Raw genomic sequence first — 18689 nt, 5'->3', positions numbered from 1 at the left:
GGAAAATATGAGAACGGATGTAACGTTAGAAACCATCTTCCAACAAGACATCATTGCCCAAATGCAGACGCAGGGTTGGAAACTCGGTTCAGGCAAAGACTATCACCGTGAACATGCCTTATATGAAGCCGACCTCTTACAGTTTGTGCAAAGTACCCAAGAGGCGCAGTGGAACAAGTTTAAGGGTATTTTCCCCAATGACACCGAACGACATTTTTTAGATGCTGTCTTAGCTCAACTCAAAAAAGCCGACATCAATGCCACCGATGCCGACTCACGCCGTTTTGGGACATTAGGTGTACTCCGTCATGGACTGCGTACCCGTGGTACACGTTTTTCATTTTGCCAATTTAAACCCGAACATGGTTTAAACCCTGAACTGAATGACAACTACAAAAAGAACATTTTCCGCTTAGTGCCTGAATTGGTCTATAGCCCATATGCCAATAAACAAGAACTCGAGAGCACAGGCAAACAAGCCAAAAAATGGCGGATTGACTTAGTGCTGTTTATTAATGGCTTTCCTGTGGTCACTATGGAGCTTAAGTCAGAGTTTAAGCAAGCGGTACAACAGGCAATGAGCCAATACCGTAAAACTCGATTAGCCAAAGACCCTGAAACCAATAAACCTGAACCCTTGCTGACCTTTAAGCGTGGTGCATTGGTACATTTTGCCGTGAGTCAGTTTGAAGTCTATATGACCACGCATTTGCAGGGTGACAGTACTTACTTCCTACCATTTAACAAAGGCACAAAGGAACAAGGTGCAGGCAATGATGTACCTGATGATGTCAATCAATACGCCACTCAATATCTGTGGAATGAAGTTTTAAGCCCTGACCATTTACTTAATATCATTGGCAACTTTATCCATCTACAAATTGATGAAAAAGAAGATTGGGAAGGCAAGAAATTTAAGAAAGAAGCTTTAATCTTCCCTCGTTATCATCAGTGGGATGTGGTCACCAAACTGATTGATGCCGCCGTAGAGGAAGGCACAGGACAAAAATACCTGATTCAACATAGTGCAGGTTCGGGTAAATCCAACTCGATTGCATGGACGGCGCATCAGCTTTCGACCTTATACGATCACAACAATAAAAAGATGTTTGATTCGGTGATTGTGGTGACGGATCGCACCATCTTAGATGCACAGCTTCAAGATACGATTTACCAGTTTGAACATGCTGATGGTGTGGTTGGTCGGATTAACAATAAAGAAGGTGAAGGCTCAAAATCAGAGAAATTGGCAAAAGCCTTGGAAATGGCGCAGCCGATTATTATTGTCACCATTCAGACTTTCCCATTTGTACTGCGTGCGATTGAAAACAGCGCGAATCTGAAACAGCGTAAATATGCTGTGATTGCTGATGAAGCGCATTCATCGCAAAGTGGTTCTACCGCACGTCAATTGAAAGAAACCTTGATGTTTGAAGAGCGTCAGGACGATGAAGAACTCTCTTCTGAGGATATTCTAGATGCGGTGATGGCATCACGTAAGGGCAGTGAAAATTTAAGCTTCTATGCCTTTACAGCAACGCCGAAAGATAAAACCTTGCAATTGTTTGGTCGTTTACCTGATCCAAGCATGCCAGCATCCAAGACCAATAAGCCTGAAGCCTATCATGTTTATTCGATGCGTCAGGCGATTGAAGAAGGCTTTATTTTGGATGTACTGAAAAACTACACCAACTATAAAGTGATTTATAAGCTCAAACAGAAGATCGAAGAAAAAGACGATACTGTCGATGCCAAGAAAGCCAAAATCAAGCTGAATCAATGGGTACGCTTGCACGATCATAATATCTCGCAAAAGGTACGCATTATCATTGAGCACTTTAAAGCCAATGTCATGGGCTTACTCGGTGGTCAAGCTAAGGCTATGGTCGTCACTAGTTCACGTAAAGAAGCGGTGCGTTATAAGCAAGCCTTTGATAAATACGTGGCAGAACAGAAGTACACCAATATCCAAGCAATGGTGGCATTTTCGGGTGAAGTTGAGTTTAACGAGAATGACACCGATAGCAGCCATTTGATTGGTCAGAAGTTCACTGAAAGCAATATGAATCCAAACCTCAAAGGGCGTGAAATGCGTAAAGCCTTTGACAGTGATGATTACCAAGTAATGATTGTGGCGAATAAGTATCAGACGGGCTTTGACCAACCGAAATTGTGTGCCATGTACGTGGATAAAAAGCTTGGTGGTGTAGAGTGCGTACAAACGCTATCACGCTTAAACCGTACTTATCCTGCTAAGGCGGAGTCAGGCACGTTTGTTTTAGATTTCTTTAACGAGCCACAAGATATCTTAGATGCTTTCCAACCGTATTATCAAACGGCTGAACTGGCGGATGTATCCAACCCAGATCAAGTGTATGACTTATCTGAAAAGCTGAAATTGGCAGGGATATTTACCACAAGTGAAGTCGAGCAGTTTGTTGAGGCTTTCTATGCCAAGAATAAATCACCTGCCGCCGTGGCGAATATCTGTAAGCCTGCCATGCAACGTTGGCAACTTCGTTATAACAGCGCCGTAGTGGACTATGAGGTCACTAAACAGCGTCTAGAGATTACTCAGCGTACCAATGAGCCTGTATTGATTGCCAATGCAGAAAAAGAGTTTGCTGAAGCCAAGAAAGAACGTGAAGTCTTAGAAATCTTTAAAAAGGATTTGGGCAGTTTTACACGTTTCTATGAGTTTATTTCTCAGATCGTTGCCTTTGATGACAAGGACCTTGAAAAGCTGAGTTTGTTCGCACGTAATTTAAGACCATTACTGCGTGAGCAAGCCATGCAAGATGATGAGGTTGATTTAAGTAATGTGACTATGACCCATTACCGTCTATCGAAGCTGCGTCAGCAGGATATTCAGCTACAAGCTAATAGCACAGAGCACAAGATTGAGCCGGGCAATGATATTGGGACGGCGAAGGCAAAAGAGAAGAAAGAGGATTTCTTGTCTGTCATTTTGAATCGTGTGAATGACTTGTTTGTGACGGATAACCTGACCGATAAGGACATGATCAACTATGTGCATACCGTAGTAGATAAGATGTCTGAGAATACACGTATTGAAAAACAGATTCGTAACAACACACGTGAACAAGCGATGCTGGGTGAGTTTGATACGGCGCTTTATGATGCCGTACTAGATAGCCATGAAGCCAATACAGAGCAAACCAATCAGTTACTCAGCGATCCTGCCAAGATGAGGCAGTTTGCACATATTGTTTATGATGTGTTTGTGAGTCAGCAGAATAAATCGGTTTAAGAATAAATATTGAATATTGGAAAATATAATGAACTTTTGGCATATGCAGCTTCACCCTGGTGATAGAGAAGCTGTTAACCGTAATGAAGTAAAAAAAATCCTTAAAGAAAAAGGGGTTATTGGTTTAGGAGATCAATGGCCTAATGACGGAGGTCAACCTCAAAAATTTCAAAAGGAGATAAGAGTAGGTGATGTTGTACTCATCAGAAGTGATGGTCCACTCGCACTAGTAAAAATTATTAGTGATTGTTATCAAAACTCAGATAATAGCGTCTGGTTTGATTTGGTCAGAAAAATAGAAATTCTATCGCTGGAAGGTAGTCTATATAAAAAAGAGCTCTGTACACGACAAATTTCACAGAACCCTTATCCTATCAGGCTTCTGCCTTCTTAAAATTGCCAAAATTTCCTTAAACTCTTCTTTTTTCCCAAAACCAATTAAACGCTGAATCGCCATTTGAACATAGTCTAAACCATAGCGAAATAAACTCATTGAGAGTCGTCCATGCTTCTTTATTTTTGTTACAGCTGCTATGATGAATGAGATCGAAAACTGAAATCCCCCACTAGAATTGTTGACTGGAGTCAAAATGAATAAAAAGCGGCCGGTTAATCTTGATATTCGAACCATTCAGCTTCCTCTCACGGCGCTTACATCGATTCTGCACCGGATTTCAGGAATTATGCTCTTTATTTTTCTGGGACTGATACTGTATATGCTGAGCAAATCGTTGGAGTCAGAAAAGGGTTTTAATGAAGTCAAGGAGATTTTTTCTTCACCTTTCGGCAAAGTTAGTTTCTGGTTGGTATACTCTTCATTTATTTATCATCTCGTAGCCGGAATTCGACACCTAGTTATGGATGTGGGTGTTGGTCATACTTTGAAAGGCAGCAATCGCGCCTCTACTATTGTTTTAGTAGTGTCGGGTGTTTTAATGGTTGCTGGCGCCGTATGGATTTGGTAGCTGTGGAGTCGTAATGCGTATTTACAAGGACTAAAAGCGTCCTTTAAAGCTAACTTACGAAAGTATTTATAATCGACGGTTCACGCTTAAACGGTTGAATCCTTTCGGGCTTCCGAATAGCTGTTAGCTGAAAGCTATCATGAGCTAAGTTTTCTGTGCATCATCAAATGTGTTAATGGGAGCGCCATAGTACTAGGTACAAATATGGCTCTAGGACAATGTTAGATGTTTTGGATTTTGAGGCGGATCGCTCTTATCGAAGATCGTCTAATTCGCTCTGAAGCGCAGGTTTTTTGAAACTATCACCTGGTTGGCACACTGTGCGAATCAACATCAGATATGAGAAAGCCAATCAGGTGAACACTACCCTCGAGGGCTCATCTGTCCAGTTAAAGCCTCGAGTCTTTCTGGGTGCGCAAAAGACAAGAAGGTTATATGGGAAAATTATGAGGCCTGGATACCATGCGTCATGGGCGTGCCGATGCTGTGAGTGACAGAGCGAGAAGCAAGTGAAAGTCCCTGAAGTAGGGGCGGGATGCGCCCGAGTGGCATTTTTTGTCTTAAGGTAGATCGCGTAGCTGTTCTTCAGAATAATCTTCAGAGCGTTGACGACAGCCATCGCTGTGCATTCCTCAAGAATAGAATGTGTCGGAAGGGTGGCGTCATTGGTGTTAGTCATCGCTTAGGATTTCTCAATCTGGCTTACACGGGCGCCTGTACCGATATCCCCGCGGATGGCGACGTATCGATGTTGAATTCCTCGCCAGACGAAGTGCAATGAGCTGCGGCTATAGGCTTGCGCAGCCTTAGATAGCCGGCCGTCGCAGGCGCGCCGGTTGGCCGGGATCTTCTTCTGCCCGTCAGGTGTCCGGTCGGAACTCCAGCACGAACGCTACGACCTTTTCGGCGGACATTTCGCACGGCTTCAACAATGTCCTATCTGATGTAACGCGGAAGAGGTTGAAGCTGACAATGTCAGTCCCGTCCAACTCCCTGGCGAACAGACTGTTGCGACGTCCGTCCCCAGATCGCCGGACGATCAAGCTGAAACGCCGGCCTTCATAAGTCCCTTCTCTGTATCCCTCCGCAAGCTTCGCGAAAGCGGCATCGAACTCGGAATGCTCCATGTCATCCATCCTTATTGATAGAACAGAGGCGCGGCGGGTGCGAGACCGCCAGTGCCGGGTCGCGCTAAGGTGCCGGGCAGATTCCTGCAGCCGACGAGGCCCGGGGTGGGCAGGATAATTGAGATGTCGGCGCCCGCATGGCTATCAGCGAAGTCGTCCGTCCAGTCTGCTAGGCAACGTCCACGCCTTTCCAGAAAGCGATGTAATCCCGGATACCCTCGGCATCCGGAGTGGGGGCGGGATAGGTCCAAGCGGCGTTCACGTTGAGCGCGTCACCCGCGCGAACATGAAAGAAGCGCGCGGCGCCTTTGATCGGACAGACAGATGTGTGCGGGCTCATCTCAAGCAGGCTCAGGTCGACTCCTGACGGTGGGAAGTAGTGATTTCCCTCGACGATGACTGTTTCGTCGCTTGTGGCGATAGTAGTGTCTTTCCAGATGGCTGAGACCAACGGACTCTCCTTTTGTATTCATCAACCGGCGAAGGCTCGCGGGCTGGCTGCCCCAAGCCGCACCTCCTCAGGTGGCAGGCGGGTTGCGCCCGAGAAGTTTGTCGAGCTCGCCTCTGACATCGAGCGCGAATAGCTCATCGGAGCCACCGATAAGGGTGCCATTGATGAAGATCTGCGGCACGGAGCTTCGCCCCGACGCTTCCGCCATGGCCTGCCGGTGAGCCGGATCCGCCTCAATATCGAGCTCCTTCCATCGCACGCCCTTTTCCTTGAGGAGCGCCTTCGCTCGGCGGCAGAACGGGCACCAATTCGTGGTGTACAGCAATACATCAGTTGTCATATTGCATCTCCGGCAGTTGCACGCGGATCGCTGTCATGGCGTTGATCTCCAATTCGCGGCGTTCAAAGATGGCGACTGCACCTTGGCCGACATCGGAGCAGATGCTGACGATTGGCCGCTATCCAGGCGACATGGCCCAAAGTGCTTTCACCGCCAGGCAGAGGCCGCACGCGCCTCCTGTAGCGCCGAGCCGATGCTCTAAGGTAACCGAGCCTCGATTGGGACGGAAGCGGTCCCGCTCGAATCGCCCATCATGCTGGTCGAGCATATCAGGACGACGGATAGTGCAGGAACTTTCAAATTGAGCTTGATGTCGAGCCAGGTATCGCGAGCGAAGGCGTTCTAGAGGCCGGGGGGTACGAAGACTGTGTTCGGCAAAACGGTTCACGTTGATCGCCAAAGCTTCCCAGGGCGCACGTCTACGATCGGCGCGACGTGAGATAGCTCGCGCCGCTAGCCCCCGTAGCGCTCCGTCTTGATGATGGAGGCGTCCAAGCCCGCCAGCAGCGCGCTATCGGTTGCGATGTTGACGAATCCGTTAGACCCGCAGACGAACACTTGCGTCGGCTTTCCCTGAAGCCTGGTTAGAATTTCTTGGACCATCATGCCGTCGATCCGTCGCGCAAAGTCCGATGCGCGAACCGGTTTCTCGCGCGTAATCGCGAGCGCCAGGACGAACGCCGGATCGCTGATTTCGATGCAATGAAGTTCTTCTGAGAAGAGAACGTCCTCGGCGGTTCGTGCGGACAGGAGCAACGCTGTCGGAACGGCTTGGGCCAATGCGCGGCGCTGCCGGATCATTGCCATCAACGGCACGAGGCCGGAGCCTCCCCCGATCAACAGAACCGGATCTATGGCAGGCTCAGGCCAAAGGAAATGGCCACCGAGCGGACCGCGAACTTCGATTTCGTCACCAATCGCCGCGATGTCGTGAAAAAACGGCGAAACTTCGGCATCCGGCATGCGCTCGATAGCTATCTCGACGATCGGGGTCGAAACTGCCGATGACGCGATCGAGTAGCTGCGCATTGCACTGTAGCCGTCGGGCGCGGTCAGCCGGATATCGACGTGCTGACCTGCGGTGTGCGCGAACGGCTTGCTCAACCGAAGGAAGAAGCTCTTGATACTCGGTGTTTGCTGGATGATGTCGTCGATCACGCATGATTGCCACGAACGGACTTGCGCTTCGTTTTCAGTCATGGGTGTATCGTTGTTCGCGCCACGGATCGCCGTAGATGTGATAGCCGTGCAGCTCCCAAAAGCCGGCCTCGTCACGCGTCGTGAATTGCAGCGCATTCACCCATTTGGCGGATTTCCAGAAGTAAAGGTGCGGCACTAGAAGACGCGCCGGCCCCCCATGATCGCGGGAAAGTGGCTTGCCCGCATAACTGAGGGCGACCATCGCTTTCCCGGAAAGCAGATCCGTCAGAGGGACGTTTGTCGAATAATTATCGTAGCAGTGCGCCAAGACGAAATCGGTAGGCCGATCAAGCTCTGCATCTGCAAGGATGTCTTCAATGAGTACACCCTCCCAAACGGTATCCAGTTTGGACCAAGAGGTGACGCAGTGAATATCCTTTGTCACCTGGGTCTTTGGTAGAGTGTTGAATTCGCCCCAATTCCACGTTTTGACGGGCTTCGGACCAATTTTGACTGTGAATTTCCAGTCGGAGGGCTCTACCCTCGGCGTAGGGCCGGCCGACAGAACAGGGAAATCCTCCACCAGATGCTGACCTGGCGGAATCCGATCGGACTGGTCGCCTGAACCGCGACCGGTGAAACCTCTGGTGACCATAGTGACCCCTCTTGCTCGATACGGCAGACCGAAGCCGGCCTTCATTTCAGTACTCTGCGTAAAGCATTTGCCCGCACATCCGCCGAATAAGCCAATCGACTAAAAATCAGATACAGATGCTCTATCATCGTAAAAAATCGCGTATCGAACATAGCGTCAGGCCAGCATGATTCCCAATACCCAATGGCTATAGGGTAGATAACCCCAAGGCTGCGTACGCTGATCTGCGGTATGCGGAGCGGAAGTTGCAGGTTCGCTCTCAAACGGATGGGCAGCGTGCAAAGCTCAAGGCTCACCAGCGCATGGTTGCCCAGTTCGCGCTCGCCGGCAGCTTGAGTATATTAAGGACGAAATGTCGATCTGATCTATTCTGGCTTCAGGAAATAGGGAAAATAAGGTCGGACGTTCGCGCACCGTCGCGACGCGCGATCATCCACTAAGCTTCTGTATCGGGGTTGGAGGATCAGATGAACGAGATCGAACGACAAGCGCCTGAGCTGCGGGTGCAAAAATGGATTGGCAAAGATGGGGAAAGTATCGCGCCGTTCAAACTGTCAGATATCGGGCCCGGCCCGAAAATCTTGTTTGCCTTACAGCATTGGTGCCAAGGTTGCCATTTGCATGGGTTTCCGACGCTACAAAAGTTGCATGCAGCGTTGAGCTCAAAAGACGTGGGGTTCGCAGTGATCCAGACCGTCTTCGAAGGAACGCATGAGAATACCTTCGAGAAGTTGCGCGTGAACCAGCTCAAGTATGAGCTTCCTATCGTTTTCGGTCACGACGAGCAACCGACCGGCTCGCCGTTTCCAACCTTCATGGAAGACTACCGCACACGAGGAACTCCGTGGTTTACGGTTATCGACGCTGGCGGTAGCATTGTTTTCTCGGACTTCCATCTCGACGCGGAGCGACTAGTGAAGCAACTTGAGCAAGGTTAATCGTTGGAAGGTGGGCAATCATCCTGATTGCCACCCATCCCCTGATGCCCACTACAGGCGTTGCGCGCTGTAACTCTGTTGATCAGCGTGCGAAAACCCGGATCCGGATAGGAGGAGCGTCAACGATTGAATCAATCCGTTGGGAGAGGGCGGCTCCGCTCCGTCAGCTCGGCAATAGATAACCCATTCTCGCCGAGCAACTCTCTGATCCGATCGACGATATGAGCCCCTAGCGCCGCTGTCTTGGTCCCCCCCACAGATTCCCAAGATGCGAGTTCACACGCCGATACCTCGTGGTCAGCGCCGAAGTGCTTCTGTCGGTATGTCACCGCCGCCCTTCAATGATAAAGGCGCGGTAACGGGAACCGGCAAAGCGTTGAGCAGCGATGGTTTGGTAGGCGGGACTGTCATACCAGTCGCGAGCGGCCTGCATCGTCGGGAAACGCAAGATTACGGCCCCTTCGATGGGCGGCCCCTCCAAATGCTGGATCGCGCCATAAGCGGCGAGAAAGGTAACGTTGTGACCATCGAACGATGGTCCGACGCCTGCAGAATAGGTTGCGAGTGCATGTGGGTCGCTGGTTTCTTCCCGCGTAAAGACGACGAACGCTTCCATCATTAGGCCTCTCAAAGGTTGGATCTGTTGGCCATTACCACCGGTGATGGCCTCACAGTCGTCAGGCTGGCAACTGGAACCCGATTTTCATGAGTGCCTCGACGCACGCATCCTGATCCTGCTGATAGTTGCCTCCGGAGATGCCTATGCCGCCGATCAACTTCCCATCCTCCAGAATCGGATAACCGCCGCCGACAGCGACCATCCGAGGGCGATAGGCTAGCGGCGCCACTTTTGGATCGTTGGTCACATAGTCGTTCCAGACATGGGTCGGGAACCCAAACGAGGCGGAACTCCAGGCCTTGTCGATGGCAACATCGACGGTAAGGAACGGCGCATCGTCGGTGCGCTCGAACGCGCGCAGGTTACCGGTGGCGTCGACGACGGCGACGGCAGCCGGGATGCCGATGGCACGGGCCGCAGCGAGCGCCGCGTCGATGAGGGCGACTGCGGTTTCGCGGTTGATCGAGGCGGTGGCAATAGATTTGGTCATGGGATTCTCATCGCTGGGGCATAACCCGTTCGGCTTTTTGAGGTTGGACAAGATGTTTGGCGATCGCGGTCGTTAGAAGCCTTCGAGGACGATCTTGCCTTTAGCCGCGCCACTTTCGATCAGTGCATGCACCGTCTTCAGATTGGCGGCATTGATCGGCGACAGTCGCCGGGTCAGCGTCGTGCGGATTTTGCCGTCGTCAACCAGCGCTGCCATCGCATCCAGAATCTCGCCCTGCTCATTCATGTCGGGCGTGCCGTAGATCGACCGCGTGAACATCAGCTCGTGGTGGATCGACACCGCCTTGCGCTTGAAAACCATGATATCGAATGCCTTGGGATCGTCGATCAGTCCGAACCGTCCTTGTGGGGCGATCAGTTCGGCGATGTCGGCGACATGTTGCTCGGTATGTGTGGTCGAAAAGACGAAAGCGGGAGCACCGATGCCGAGTTCGGCGATCTGTGGCGCGAGCGGACGAGAATGGTCGATGACGTGGTGAGCACCAAGCCCTCTTACCCACTCTTGGGTTTCCGGTCGAGAGGCTGTGGCGATGACGGTGAGGTCCGTGCGCTGTCGCGCGATCTGGACGGCGATCGACCCAACCCCGCCCGCGCCACCGATGATGAGGATCGCCTCCGCCGCACCGGGTACGGGCTTCGCCACGTCCAGGCGGTCGAACATCGCCTCCCAGGCCGTCAACGTCGTCAGCGGCAGCGCCGCCGCTTCCGCCCAGGAGAGCGACGCAGGTTTGTGACCGACAATCCGGGCGTCGACGAGATGGAACTCCGCATTGGTACCGGGCCGTGTGATCGATCCGGCATAATAGACCTCGTCGCCTAACTCGAACTGCGTGACGTCGGGGCCGACCTCGCGCACAATCCCGGCGGCATCCCATCCCAGCACCTTCCAATCGCCATCTGCCGGCGGCGTGCTGTTGCGGACCTTGTAGTCGACCGGGTTGACCGAGACGGCCTTCACCTCAACCAGGATATCGTATCCTGCAGCGACAGGCCGAGGCAGATTGATGTCGACCAGCGCGGCATCCGCGGCGATGGGTCCCGGAACCTTGTAACCAATGGCTTTCATAAATGTCTCCAGCTTGCTTGATCGGATGACGCGAATGCTCGTTAGTCAACTTCTTCTACATTGAGGTCCCGACTCTTGAACTGGGTCGCGGTAGCAGATTTCATCGAACACGTCGATCAACAGGCCTTTATGCTCTGTCGCCGGATCGGTGATCGCGTAGATGTTGGAGGCATCTTCGCCGTCGTCCCCGCTCTCGAGGCGCAACGCCGCATCGACGCGAATGCTGCATGCATCGAGGGTTGACCCTAGTTCGAGATCGACGAGATTGCCGTCCTTGACGCGGTATTCGCGGTCATAGCCGTTGGCGATGAATGACTGGACTGCTTCTAGAACGTCGGTCACCTGGGAGGTCATGGAAGCACCTTCATCTTGAACTGGATTGGACACGCTCGCGCACAAAGCGCGCTGTGACTCGGCGGACGGAGAAGCTCGCGAAGTGCGTTACTCATAGCCACTTGGCCTTCTTGAAGCGCATGAACAGGAGAAGGCAGAACACCGCTATCACTCCGAGCACGACGAAGTAGCCATATGGCGTGTCCAGTTCCGGCATGTGCTTGAAGTTCATGCCATATATTCCGGCGATCGCCGTCGGGACCGTCAAGATCGCCGCCCAGGCCGCGAGCTGGCGAGTGACCACACCGATCCTTTGCGCTTCCAGAAGGCTGCTGGCCTCGAAGACCGTGGACAGGACAAGCAGGAGGCCGTCGACCATGGACTGCACGCGGTGGACATGGTCCGCGACGTCGTGGAAATATGGTGTCATTTCGGCGCTGATGCAGGGAAAGTGGCCGCGAACGAGCTTTCGCACCAGCTCGGCCATAGCCCCGAGCGTGCGCTGGAACCGCGTGAGTTCGGACCTTAGTTCGAAGATTCGCGCCACCTCTTCTGGCCCGAGGAAATCGTGCAGCGACCGTCGCTCCATCGCCAGGACGTCGTCCTCGATCATTTCGAAGATGGGCAGATACTGGTCGACCACTCGGTGCAAGATCGCGTGCAGCACATAGTCGACACCCTTGCCGAACTGCGTCGGCGATGCCTCGAGTTGCTCCCGAAGTTTGCCCAGCGCTCCGGCATTGCCGTGCCGCACGGTGATAAGGTGATTGTGACCGGTGAAGATCGCCATCTTGCCGTAGCTGATCCGGTCGCCGACCAGCTCGGCGGTCTGGGCGACGACGTACAACTCATCGTTGTAGACCTCGAGCTTGGGCGGGCACAGCGGGTGCATGGCGTTGTCGATCGCCAAAGGATGGAGGTTATACGTCGTCTGGATCGCGCTGAGTTCGTCTGCGGTGGGCTCGCTAAGCGCGATCCAGCAGAAGCCCGAGCGATTCTCGTTTAGTTCGACGTGCTCATCGAGCCTGATTTCACGGACTCGCTTACCTTCGTTGTAATAATATGCGGCGATAATGGTCATGCAGGCCTCGCAGGAATTCGCAGGCCACGCTGTACAGCCGGTCGCGCCAGCCCGCGTTCGAGCCATGCCTGCACGTTCGAATAGCTGCTTAGGCCGAGGATGTCGCCCGCTGCGTAGAATTCGACCAGCGCATTCACCCAGCCAAACGTCGCAATGTCCGCGATCGAGTAATCATCGACAATCCATTCGCGGCCCTCCAGCCGGTGATCCAGGACCCCGAGAAGACGCCTGGATTCATCAACAAAGCGCTGCCGAGGTCGCTTGTCCTCATAGTCCTTGCCGGCAAATCGCAGGAAAAAGCCTAGCTGTCCGAACATCGGCCCGATGGCCGACATCTGAAAGAACACCCACGCTAGGGTCTCGTAACGCTGGCCTGGTTCGGTGGAGATGAACTGACCCGTCTTGTCGGCCAGATAGAGGAGGATCGCACCGGATTCCCATAAGGCGATGGGTCTACCGTCAGGGCCAGCCGGATCGATGATCGCCGGTATGCGTCCGTTCGGGTTCAGCGACACGAACGCCGGATCCTTCGACTCGTTGTTCGAGATGTCGATCAGGTGGGGCTCGTACGCCAGGCCAGTCTCCTCAAGCATGATCGAGACCTTGACGCCATTGGGCGTAGGGGCTGCGTAGAGTTGCAGGCGATCGGGATGAGATGCCGGCCAGCGCTGCGTGATCGGAAAGGACGAGAGGTCTGGCATAAATCTGCGATCCTGGTGTTGCGATGGCGACTGACTGGAACGAGCCGTCACTCTGAAGTAGGGTTCGATGACCGCGTCGCTGAACGACGCGGTCACGAAGATTGCGGACCGGACCGGCGCAGTGGCAACGGCAGTGAAGCCTATTCCGCCGCGGTCCCGGCCGCTGGCTGTACGTCGTCAACCTTTTGGCGCTTCGGAAGCACCCAGCCGGGACGGACGAAGTGGCAGGTGTAGCCGCCCGGGCGCTTCTCCAGATAATCCTGGTGATCGGGCTCGGCCTCCCAGAACTCGCCGACCGGCTGGACCTCGGTCACCACTTTGCCATCCCACAGCCCCGAGGCATCCACATCGGCGATCGTATCCTCGGCGACGCGCTTCTGCTCCTCGTCGACATAATAGATGCCCGACCGGTAGGAGAGCCCACGATCATTGCCCTGGCGGTTCAGCGTCGTCGGATCGTGGATCTGGAAGAAGAATTCCAGGATGTTCCGGTAGCTCGTCACTGTCGGGTCGAAGACAATCTCGATCCCCTCGGCATGCGTGCCGTGATTACGATACGTGGCGTTCGGAATATCGCCGCCCGTGTAACCCACACGGGTCGAGATGATGCCGGGCCGCTTGCGGATCAGATCCTGCATGCCCCAGAAACATCCTCCTGCGAGAACAGCGCGCTGATGCATGTTAAGCCTCCTCTACTTGATCGAGATATTCACCGTATCCCTCGGACTCCATCTCGTCGCGCGGGATGAAGCGAAGGGACGCTGAGTTGATGCAGTACCGCAGACCGCCGCGGTCGGAAGGACCATCGGGGAACACATGGCCGAGATGACTGTCTGCGTGTACTGACCTGACCTCCGTCCGGACCATGCCGTGTGCGCTGTCCCGCACCTCGTTCACGTTTGCCGAAACGATCGGCTTGGTGAAGCTGGGCCAGCCAGTACCCGAATCGAACTTGTCCGTCGAAGCGAACAGTGGCTCTCCCGACACTATGTCGACGTAGATGCCAGGCTCCTTGTTGTCGTTGTACTCGCCCGTGAAGGGCCTTTCGGTGCCCGCCTCCTGGGTAATTCGGTGTTGCTCGGGAGTCAGGTGGTCGATTGCTGTCTGTGACTTTTCAAACTTCATTACAGTCTCCAATACTTATCTAGAGGGCCAGGCACGCTACCGCTAATTTTTTATGTCTCCTGATTTGCTCCTACAATGGTAGTGGGATGGCAAACGAGGTTTTACTAAGTGTTGGAAAATTAGAGATTTAAATTTCGCGTCTATTAATTCTAGCGCAACTGAGTGGTTAAGCAAGTACGTAATCAGTAAATATTAAAAAAATAACACAAAAGCACGATTATATAATACAGTGTCAGTGTTTTATGATAATCAACAACGCCTGTTTAGATGCTGGTAGATGCGAATTTTTTGGCGTACAGTCAAAATTTTCTGATGGTTGCTTAGTGTGTTGGCGCTGATGGAAAATTGACCCACCCTGCCGATTGAAATTTGACCCAGGGCGGATTGCTGATTTTGTTACCAGCAACTGTGGATAAGTCTACCAGCGCAGCTGCTGTTGCCCCCACTCCTTCGCTAGCCCAGTTCAGTTGTTTAAGACCTGCCACACGCAGCCATGTAGCAGGCCGTCGTCGCCATGAAATCAGAACGGCTCATCGTCCTCCGGTTCCTGGCCGCCCTTACGCTTTCGCTCCCGTGATTTGATCTTGGCCTGGGCCGCCAAGCTACTGTGTTGCAGGCGATAGGACTCGTTACCGGTTTCGACGATGTGGCAGTGGTGGGTCAGCCGATCCAGCAGGGCGGTGGTCATCTTGGCGTCGCCGAACACGCTCGACCATTCGGCGAAGCTCAGGTTGGTGGTGATCACCACGCTGGTGTGTTCGTACAGCTTGGATAGCAGGTGAAACAGCAACGCACCGCCGGCCTGGCTGAAGGGCAGATAACCCAGTTCGTCGAGGATGACCAGATCCATGCGCAGCAGAGCTTGGGCGATCCGCCCGGCTTTGCCGTCGTGCTTTTCGCGCTCCAGCAGATTGACCAGATCGACCGTGGAGTAGAAGCGCACGCGCTTGCCGTGCCGGGTGATGCCGGACACGGCCAGCGCAGTGGCCAGGTGGGTTTTACCGGTGCCAGGCCCACCGATCAGCACCACGTTCTGCGCGGTGTCGGTAAAGGCCAGACTGGCCAGTTCGCTGATCAAACGAGCGTCTGCGCTGGAGGCGCTGAAGTCGAAGCCGGCCAGGTCGCGGTGCATCGGCAGCTTGGCCATGTTCATCTGGTGGCTCACCGAGCGCATGGCGCGATCTGTGTGCTCTTGTTCCAGCAGGTGTTCGAGCAGCCACTTGGACGAGGCTGTGTTCGACTCACCCTGCGCAGTCAACTCCGCCCAGGCCGTGGCCATGCCGTGCAGGCGCAGCTCCTTGAGTGATGTGTGCTGAAAAAACAGGAGGTTTTAACTTGGTAAACTAAACACACTCATCAGGAGTTTACCATGAGCAAGAAACACAAGACTTACACCACAGAATTTAAAGCTGAAGCCATCAAATTAATTGAAGCCAATCAAGGCAATGTCTCGGAAACAGCTAGACAACTTAGCATTTCAATGCAAACTCTTTCAAATTGGAATACCAAAGCAAAGGCTGGAACTTTAGCAGGTACAAAACAGTATTCACCTGATCTAAACGCTCTACTCGAAGAAAATAAAAAACTCAAACAACAGCTCAAAATAGCTGAAATGGAACGTGAATTTTTAAAAAAGGCAGCAGCGTACTTTGCCAAAGAAAGTCAGTAAGGTACGCCTATATGAAACAAAAAAGATATTCTTTTCCAATTACCTTAATGGCTCGATTACTTCATGTTTCAGTTTCATGTTTTTATGATTGGCTCAAGAGAGGCGTGAGCAAAAGAACGATTCAACGAAATCAACAGACGATATTGGTGAAAATAGCCCATGAGGAGACAAGGCAGAGCTATGGTTATATTCGATTAACCAAATACTTACAAGCTCAGGGCATAAAAATGAGTATGTACGCTGTACGTCAGATAAAAGCGCTGAACCACCTGTATTGTAAGCGACACAAGCGTTTTAAAAGGACTACGAATAGTGACCATAATCGAGCGATCTATGAAAACCTGCTGGAGCAACAATTCTCAATGACTAGACCAAATCAAGCATGGTCAAGTGATATTACGTACATATGGACTGTTGAAGGATGGCTGTACTTAGCAGCGGTAAAAGACCTTTACACGAAACAAGTGGTTGGCTATAGCTTAAATGAGCGCATGACAGCACAGCTTGTTTGTAATGCGCTAAATATGGCTATTCACAATCAAAAACCAACCAAAGAACTGATTGTGCATTCAGACAGAGGAAGTCAATATTGCAGCCATGAATATCGAAATATACTTGAGCAATATGGTTTTCAAGGTTCAATGAGCAAGCGCGGAGACTGTTACGATAATGCACCGATTGAAAGCTTTTGGGGAATACTGAAAAATGAGTTAGTGCATCATTACAACTATCAAACCAGAGAAGAAGCCAAAGCAGATATTATAAAATACATTGAATTATTTTATAATCATCGAAGAATTCAAAAGGGTTTGGGTTTTAAGACACCAAATCAAATGGCCGAAGACTTTTATAAGTTGGCTGCCTAGAATCTCCCAAGGGAAAGTCTCCTGATAATTCAGCGTATATCATTAACTTTTTAAATCTAAAAAACAGGAATTTCATTTATGTCTAAACACTATGATTATATTGCGATTGGCGGAGGCAGTGGCGGTATTGCATCAGTCAATCGTGCTGCCATGTATGGTAAGAAATGTGCACTGATAGAAATGGGTGATATTGGTGGAACCTGTGTCAACGTAGGATGTGTTCCTAAAAAAGTGATGTGGTATTCAGCTCAAATTGCCGATGCGATTCATAAATATGGTCCTGACTATGGCTTTAATACAGAATTGAAATCCTTTAACTGGAAGAAATTAGTTGAAAACAGACAAGCCTATATCAGCCGAATACATACATCGTATGACACAGGACTAGCTAAAAATAATGTTGATGTCATTCGAGGTTTTGCAAAATTTTTAGATGCTCAAACAATTGAAGTAAATGGTAAAACGTACACAGCTGACCATATTTTAATTGCTACGGGGACTCAAGCATTCAAACCTGAAATTGAAGGTGCTGAATATGGTATTGATTCCAATGGTTTCTTCGGATTAGAACACTTACCGAAGCGGACTGCTATTGTTGGTTCTGGCTATATTGCTGTGGAATTGGCAGGTGTTCTTAATGCATTGGGTTCGAATGTACAATTATTTATTCGTAAACATCAGCCTTTGCGTGGATTAGATCATTTCCTTGGTAAAACACTATTAGAGAATATGCGCAGTGAAAATATTAACGTGCATACTCATAGTCAGATTAACAAAGTGACTAAAGTTCAAGATAACTCACTTGTATTACACCTAGAAGATGGTACAGAACATAGTGTAGATTGCTTGATTTGGGCAATTGGTAGAAAACCTGCAACTGAAGCGATCAATCTTAATAAGACTCAAGTTCAATTGAACGAGAATCGCTTTATTCATGTTGATGCATATCAAAATACAACACAGTCTGGCATTTATGCAGTGGGTGATATTACAGGTAAAGTCGAGTTAACACCTGTTGCTGTGGCAGCGGGTCGAAGACTGTCTGAACGTTTATTTAACAATAAGCCAAATGAACATTTAGATTATGAAAATATTCCGACTGTGGTGTTTAGTCACCCACCTATTGGAACAGTTGGATTAACCGAAGATCAAGCCATAGAAAAATTTGGTAAAGATGCCATCAAAATTTATAGTTCTTCCTTTACATCCATGTATACAGCGATAACAGAACATCGACAACTCACAAAAATGAAATTAATTTGTGTAGGAACTGATGAGAAAGTGGTCGGAATTCATGGTATTGGATACGGTATGGATGAAATTCTGCAAGGCTTTGCTGTTGCTTTAAAAATGGGAGCAACTAAAAAAGACTTCGATAACACTTTAGCAATTCATCCGACTTCTGCTGAAGAATTCGTCACAATGCGTTAATCATTGATCATCTAAAAGAGCATTTATTTATATATTTGCTCTTATTTTTATATTCTATATCCAAATTATGAACTTTCAACAACTTAGAATTATTAGAGAACTCACTCAACATAATCTCAATTTATCACAAACAGCACATGCTCGGCTTTGTTGCACAAAGATTTGAAATGCAAAGCGCCCCTAATTGAGCCAAATTTAAGGCGTAACTTGGGTAAGTGGTCGACCTAATTCCGTAAATCTGTTAAGGACTGCTACACGTGCATGGATCTCATTCACTTGGCTATCAAAACTCCTTGCACTGAGTTTATCTCCTAATAATTTGATGCAATGCATCTTAGTTTCAACCAAACTTCGCCGATGATAGCCTGACCATTTTTTCCATAGTGTCCTGCCTAAACGTT

Annotated in this window: 20 protein-coding genes and 2 pseudogenes; 6 read left to right on the top strand and 16 right to left on the bottom strand. The window is 50.6% G+C overall.

Annotation, left to right across the window (positions count from 1 at the left end; translation table 11 throughout):
• The first annotated feature begins 7 nt into the window (after positions 1 to 7).
• Both C3420_RS05660 and C3420_RS05655 read left to right on the top strand, forming a co-directional pair.
• Positions 8 to 3271, top strand: coding sequence for a type I restriction endonuclease subunit R (locus C3420_RS05660; RefSeq protein WP_103799863.1), 3264 nt, complete (start codon positions 8 to 10; stop codon positions 3269 to 3271).
• Positions 3272 to 3299: 28 nt separating this feature from the next.
• Entirely contained in the window at positions 3300 to 3665 is a 366-nt protein-coding gene (locus tag C3420_RS05655; protein WP_103799862.1) for a hypothetical protein, read from the top strand.
• Here the strand turns inward: C3420_RS05655 and C3420_RS05650 are convergent.
• Positions 3627 to 3791, bottom strand: a pseudogene (locus C3420_RS05650) (IS4 family transposase); the annotation flags it as partial. The gene C3420_RS05655 and the pseudogene C3420_RS05650 overlap by 39 nt on opposite strands.
• 70 nt (positions 3792 to 3861) lie before the next feature.
• Between C3420_RS05650 and sdhC the strand changes: the two are divergent.
• A complete protein-coding gene (gene sdhC, locus C3420_RS05645) occupies positions 3862 to 4236 on the top strand; it encodes a succinate dehydrogenase, cytochrome b556 subunit (RefSeq protein ID WP_005005993.1) in 375 nt (124 codons plus the stop codon).
• A 1296-nt stretch (positions 4237 to 5532) separates the two neighbouring features.
• On the opposite strand, the gene C3420_RS05630 is transcribed toward sdhC, so the two are convergent.
• From C3420_RS05630 to C3420_RS17775, 5 genes are all read right to left on the bottom strand, one after another.
• A complete protein-coding gene (locus C3420_RS05630) occupies positions 5533 to 5814 on the bottom strand; it encodes a DUF427 domain-containing protein (protein WP_003464986.1) in 282 nt (93 codons plus the stop codon).
• A gap of 67 nt (positions 5815 to 5881) precedes the next feature.
• The gene (gene grxC, locus C3420_RS05625; protein ID WP_005005995.1) at positions 5882 to 6154 is read right to left on the bottom strand and encodes a glutaredoxin 3; all 273 of its coding nucleotides are present in this window, start codon (positions 6152 to 6154) and stop codon (positions 5882 to 5884) included.
• Positions 6155 to 6607: 453 nt separating this feature from the next.
• On the bottom strand, positions 6608 to 7354 hold the full coding sequence (locus C3420_RS05620; RefSeq protein WP_002118292.1) for a ferredoxin reductase: 747 nt from the start codon (positions 7352 to 7354) through the stop codon (positions 6608 to 6610).
• A complete protein-coding gene (locus C3420_RS05615) occupies positions 7347 to 7949 on the bottom strand; it encodes a sulfite oxidase-like oxidoreductase (protein WP_003464980.1) in 603 nt (200 codons plus the stop codon). Before C3420_RS05615 ends, C3420_RS05620 begins: the two co-directional genes overlap by 8 nt.
• Before the next feature lie 156 nt (positions 7950 to 8105).
• Positions 8106 to 8231 (bottom strand): hypothetical protein, encoded by a 126-nt coding sequence (locus tag C3420_RS17775; protein ID WP_256380712.1) that lies wholly within the window; start codon positions 8229 to 8231, stop codon positions 8106 to 8108.
• A 185-nt stretch (positions 8232 to 8416) separates the two neighbouring features.
• On the opposite strand from C3420_RS17775, the gene C3420_RS05610 reads away from it, so the two are divergent.
• Positions 8417 to 8887 (top strand): TlpA family protein disulfide reductase, encoded by a 471-nt coding sequence (locus C3420_RS05610; protein WP_103799861.1) that lies wholly within the window; start codon positions 8417 to 8419, stop codon positions 8885 to 8887.
• Between the two features lie 325 nt (positions 8888 to 9212).
• On the opposite strand, the gene C3420_RS05600 is transcribed toward C3420_RS05610, so the two are convergent.
• The 9 genes from C3420_RS05600 to istB all read right to left on the bottom strand — a co-directional run bounded on the left by C3420_RS05600 (position 9213) and on the right by istB (position 15601).
• Positions 9213 to 9506, bottom strand: coding sequence for a DUF1330 domain-containing protein (locus tag C3420_RS05600; RefSeq protein WP_103799860.1), 294 nt, complete (start codon positions 9504 to 9506; stop codon positions 9213 to 9215).
• A gap of 58 nt (positions 9507 to 9564) precedes the next feature.
• On the bottom strand, positions 9565 to 9996 hold the full coding sequence (locus C3420_RS05595) for a GlcG/HbpS family heme-binding protein (RefSeq protein ID WP_005006001.1): 432 nt from the start codon (positions 9994 to 9996) through the stop codon (positions 9565 to 9567).
• Positions 9997 to 10068: 72 nt separating this feature from the next.
• On the bottom strand, positions 10069 to 11082 hold the full coding sequence (locus C3420_RS05590) for a zinc-binding alcohol dehydrogenase family protein (protein ID WP_002118279.1): 1014 nt from the start codon (positions 11080 to 11082) through the stop codon (positions 10069 to 10071).
• Positions 11083 to 11127: 45 nt separating this feature from the next.
• Positions 11128 to 11436, bottom strand: a complete 309-nt coding sequence (locus C3420_RS05585) for a hypothetical protein (protein ID WP_005006003.1) — start codon at positions 11434 to 11436, stop codon at positions 11128 to 11130.
• A gap of 91 nt (positions 11437 to 11527) precedes the next feature.
• Entirely contained in the window at positions 11528 to 12496 is a 969-nt protein-coding gene (locus C3420_RS05580) for a magnesium and cobalt transport protein CorA (protein WP_002118270.1), read from the bottom strand.
• Entirely contained in the window at positions 12493 to 13197 is a 705-nt protein-coding gene (locus tag C3420_RS05575; protein ID WP_005006007.1) for a glutathione S-transferase N-terminal domain-containing protein, read from the bottom strand. The genes C3420_RS05580 and C3420_RS05575 overlap by 4 nt, the downstream gene beginning before the upstream one ends.
• Positions 13198 to 13337: 140 nt before the next feature.
• A complete protein-coding gene (gene msrA, locus C3420_RS05570) occupies positions 13338 to 13877 on the bottom strand; it encodes a peptide-methionine (S)-S-oxide reductase MsrA (protein ID WP_003464967.1) in 540 nt (179 codons plus the stop codon).
• Position 13878: 1 nt separating this feature from the next.
• Positions 13879 to 14322, bottom strand: a complete 444-nt coding sequence (msrB, locus tag C3420_RS05565) for a peptide-methionine (R)-S-oxide reductase MsrB (RefSeq protein WP_003464965.1) — start codon at positions 14320 to 14322, stop codon at positions 13879 to 13881.
• Between the two features lie 520 nt (positions 14323 to 14842).
• Positions 14843 to 15601, bottom strand: coding sequence for an IS21-like element ISPst3 family helper ATPase IstB (gene istB / locus C3420_RS05560; RefSeq protein ID WP_074964445.1), 759 nt, complete (start codon positions 15599 to 15601; stop codon positions 14843 to 14845).
• A gap of 90 nt (positions 15602 to 15691) precedes the next feature.
• On the opposite strand from istB, the gene C3420_RS05555 reads away from it, so the two are divergent.
• Both C3420_RS05555 and gorA read left to right on the top strand, forming a co-directional pair.
• Positions 15692 to 16857 (top strand): IS3-like element ISAba22 family transposase gene (locus C3420_RS05555; protein ID WP_085944217.1). Its coding sequence is split into 2 segments (ribosomal slippage): positions 15692 to 15950 and positions 15950 to 16857, totalling 1167 coding nucleotides; the frame shifts between segments, so codons are not numbered across the junction.
• 78 nt (positions 16858 to 16935) lie between these two features.
• A complete protein-coding gene (gene gorA, locus C3420_RS05545) occupies positions 16936 to 18288 on the top strand; it encodes a glutathione-disulfide reductase (RefSeq protein WP_103799859.1) in 1353 nt (450 codons plus the stop codon).
• 195 nt (positions 18289 to 18483) lie between these two features.
• Here gorA and C3420_RS05540 read toward each other — a convergent pair.
• Positions 18484 to 18689: pseudogene (locus C3420_RS05540) on the bottom strand (IS5/IS1182 family transposase); the annotation flags it as partial.

The organism is Acinetobacter sp. ACNIH3 (assembly GCF_002918965.1).
Lineage (GTDB): Bacteria > Pseudomonadota > Gammaproteobacteria > Pseudomonadales > Moraxellaceae > Acinetobacter > Acinetobacter schindleri.
This window is presented reverse-complemented; position numbering and strand designations above follow the sequence as displayed.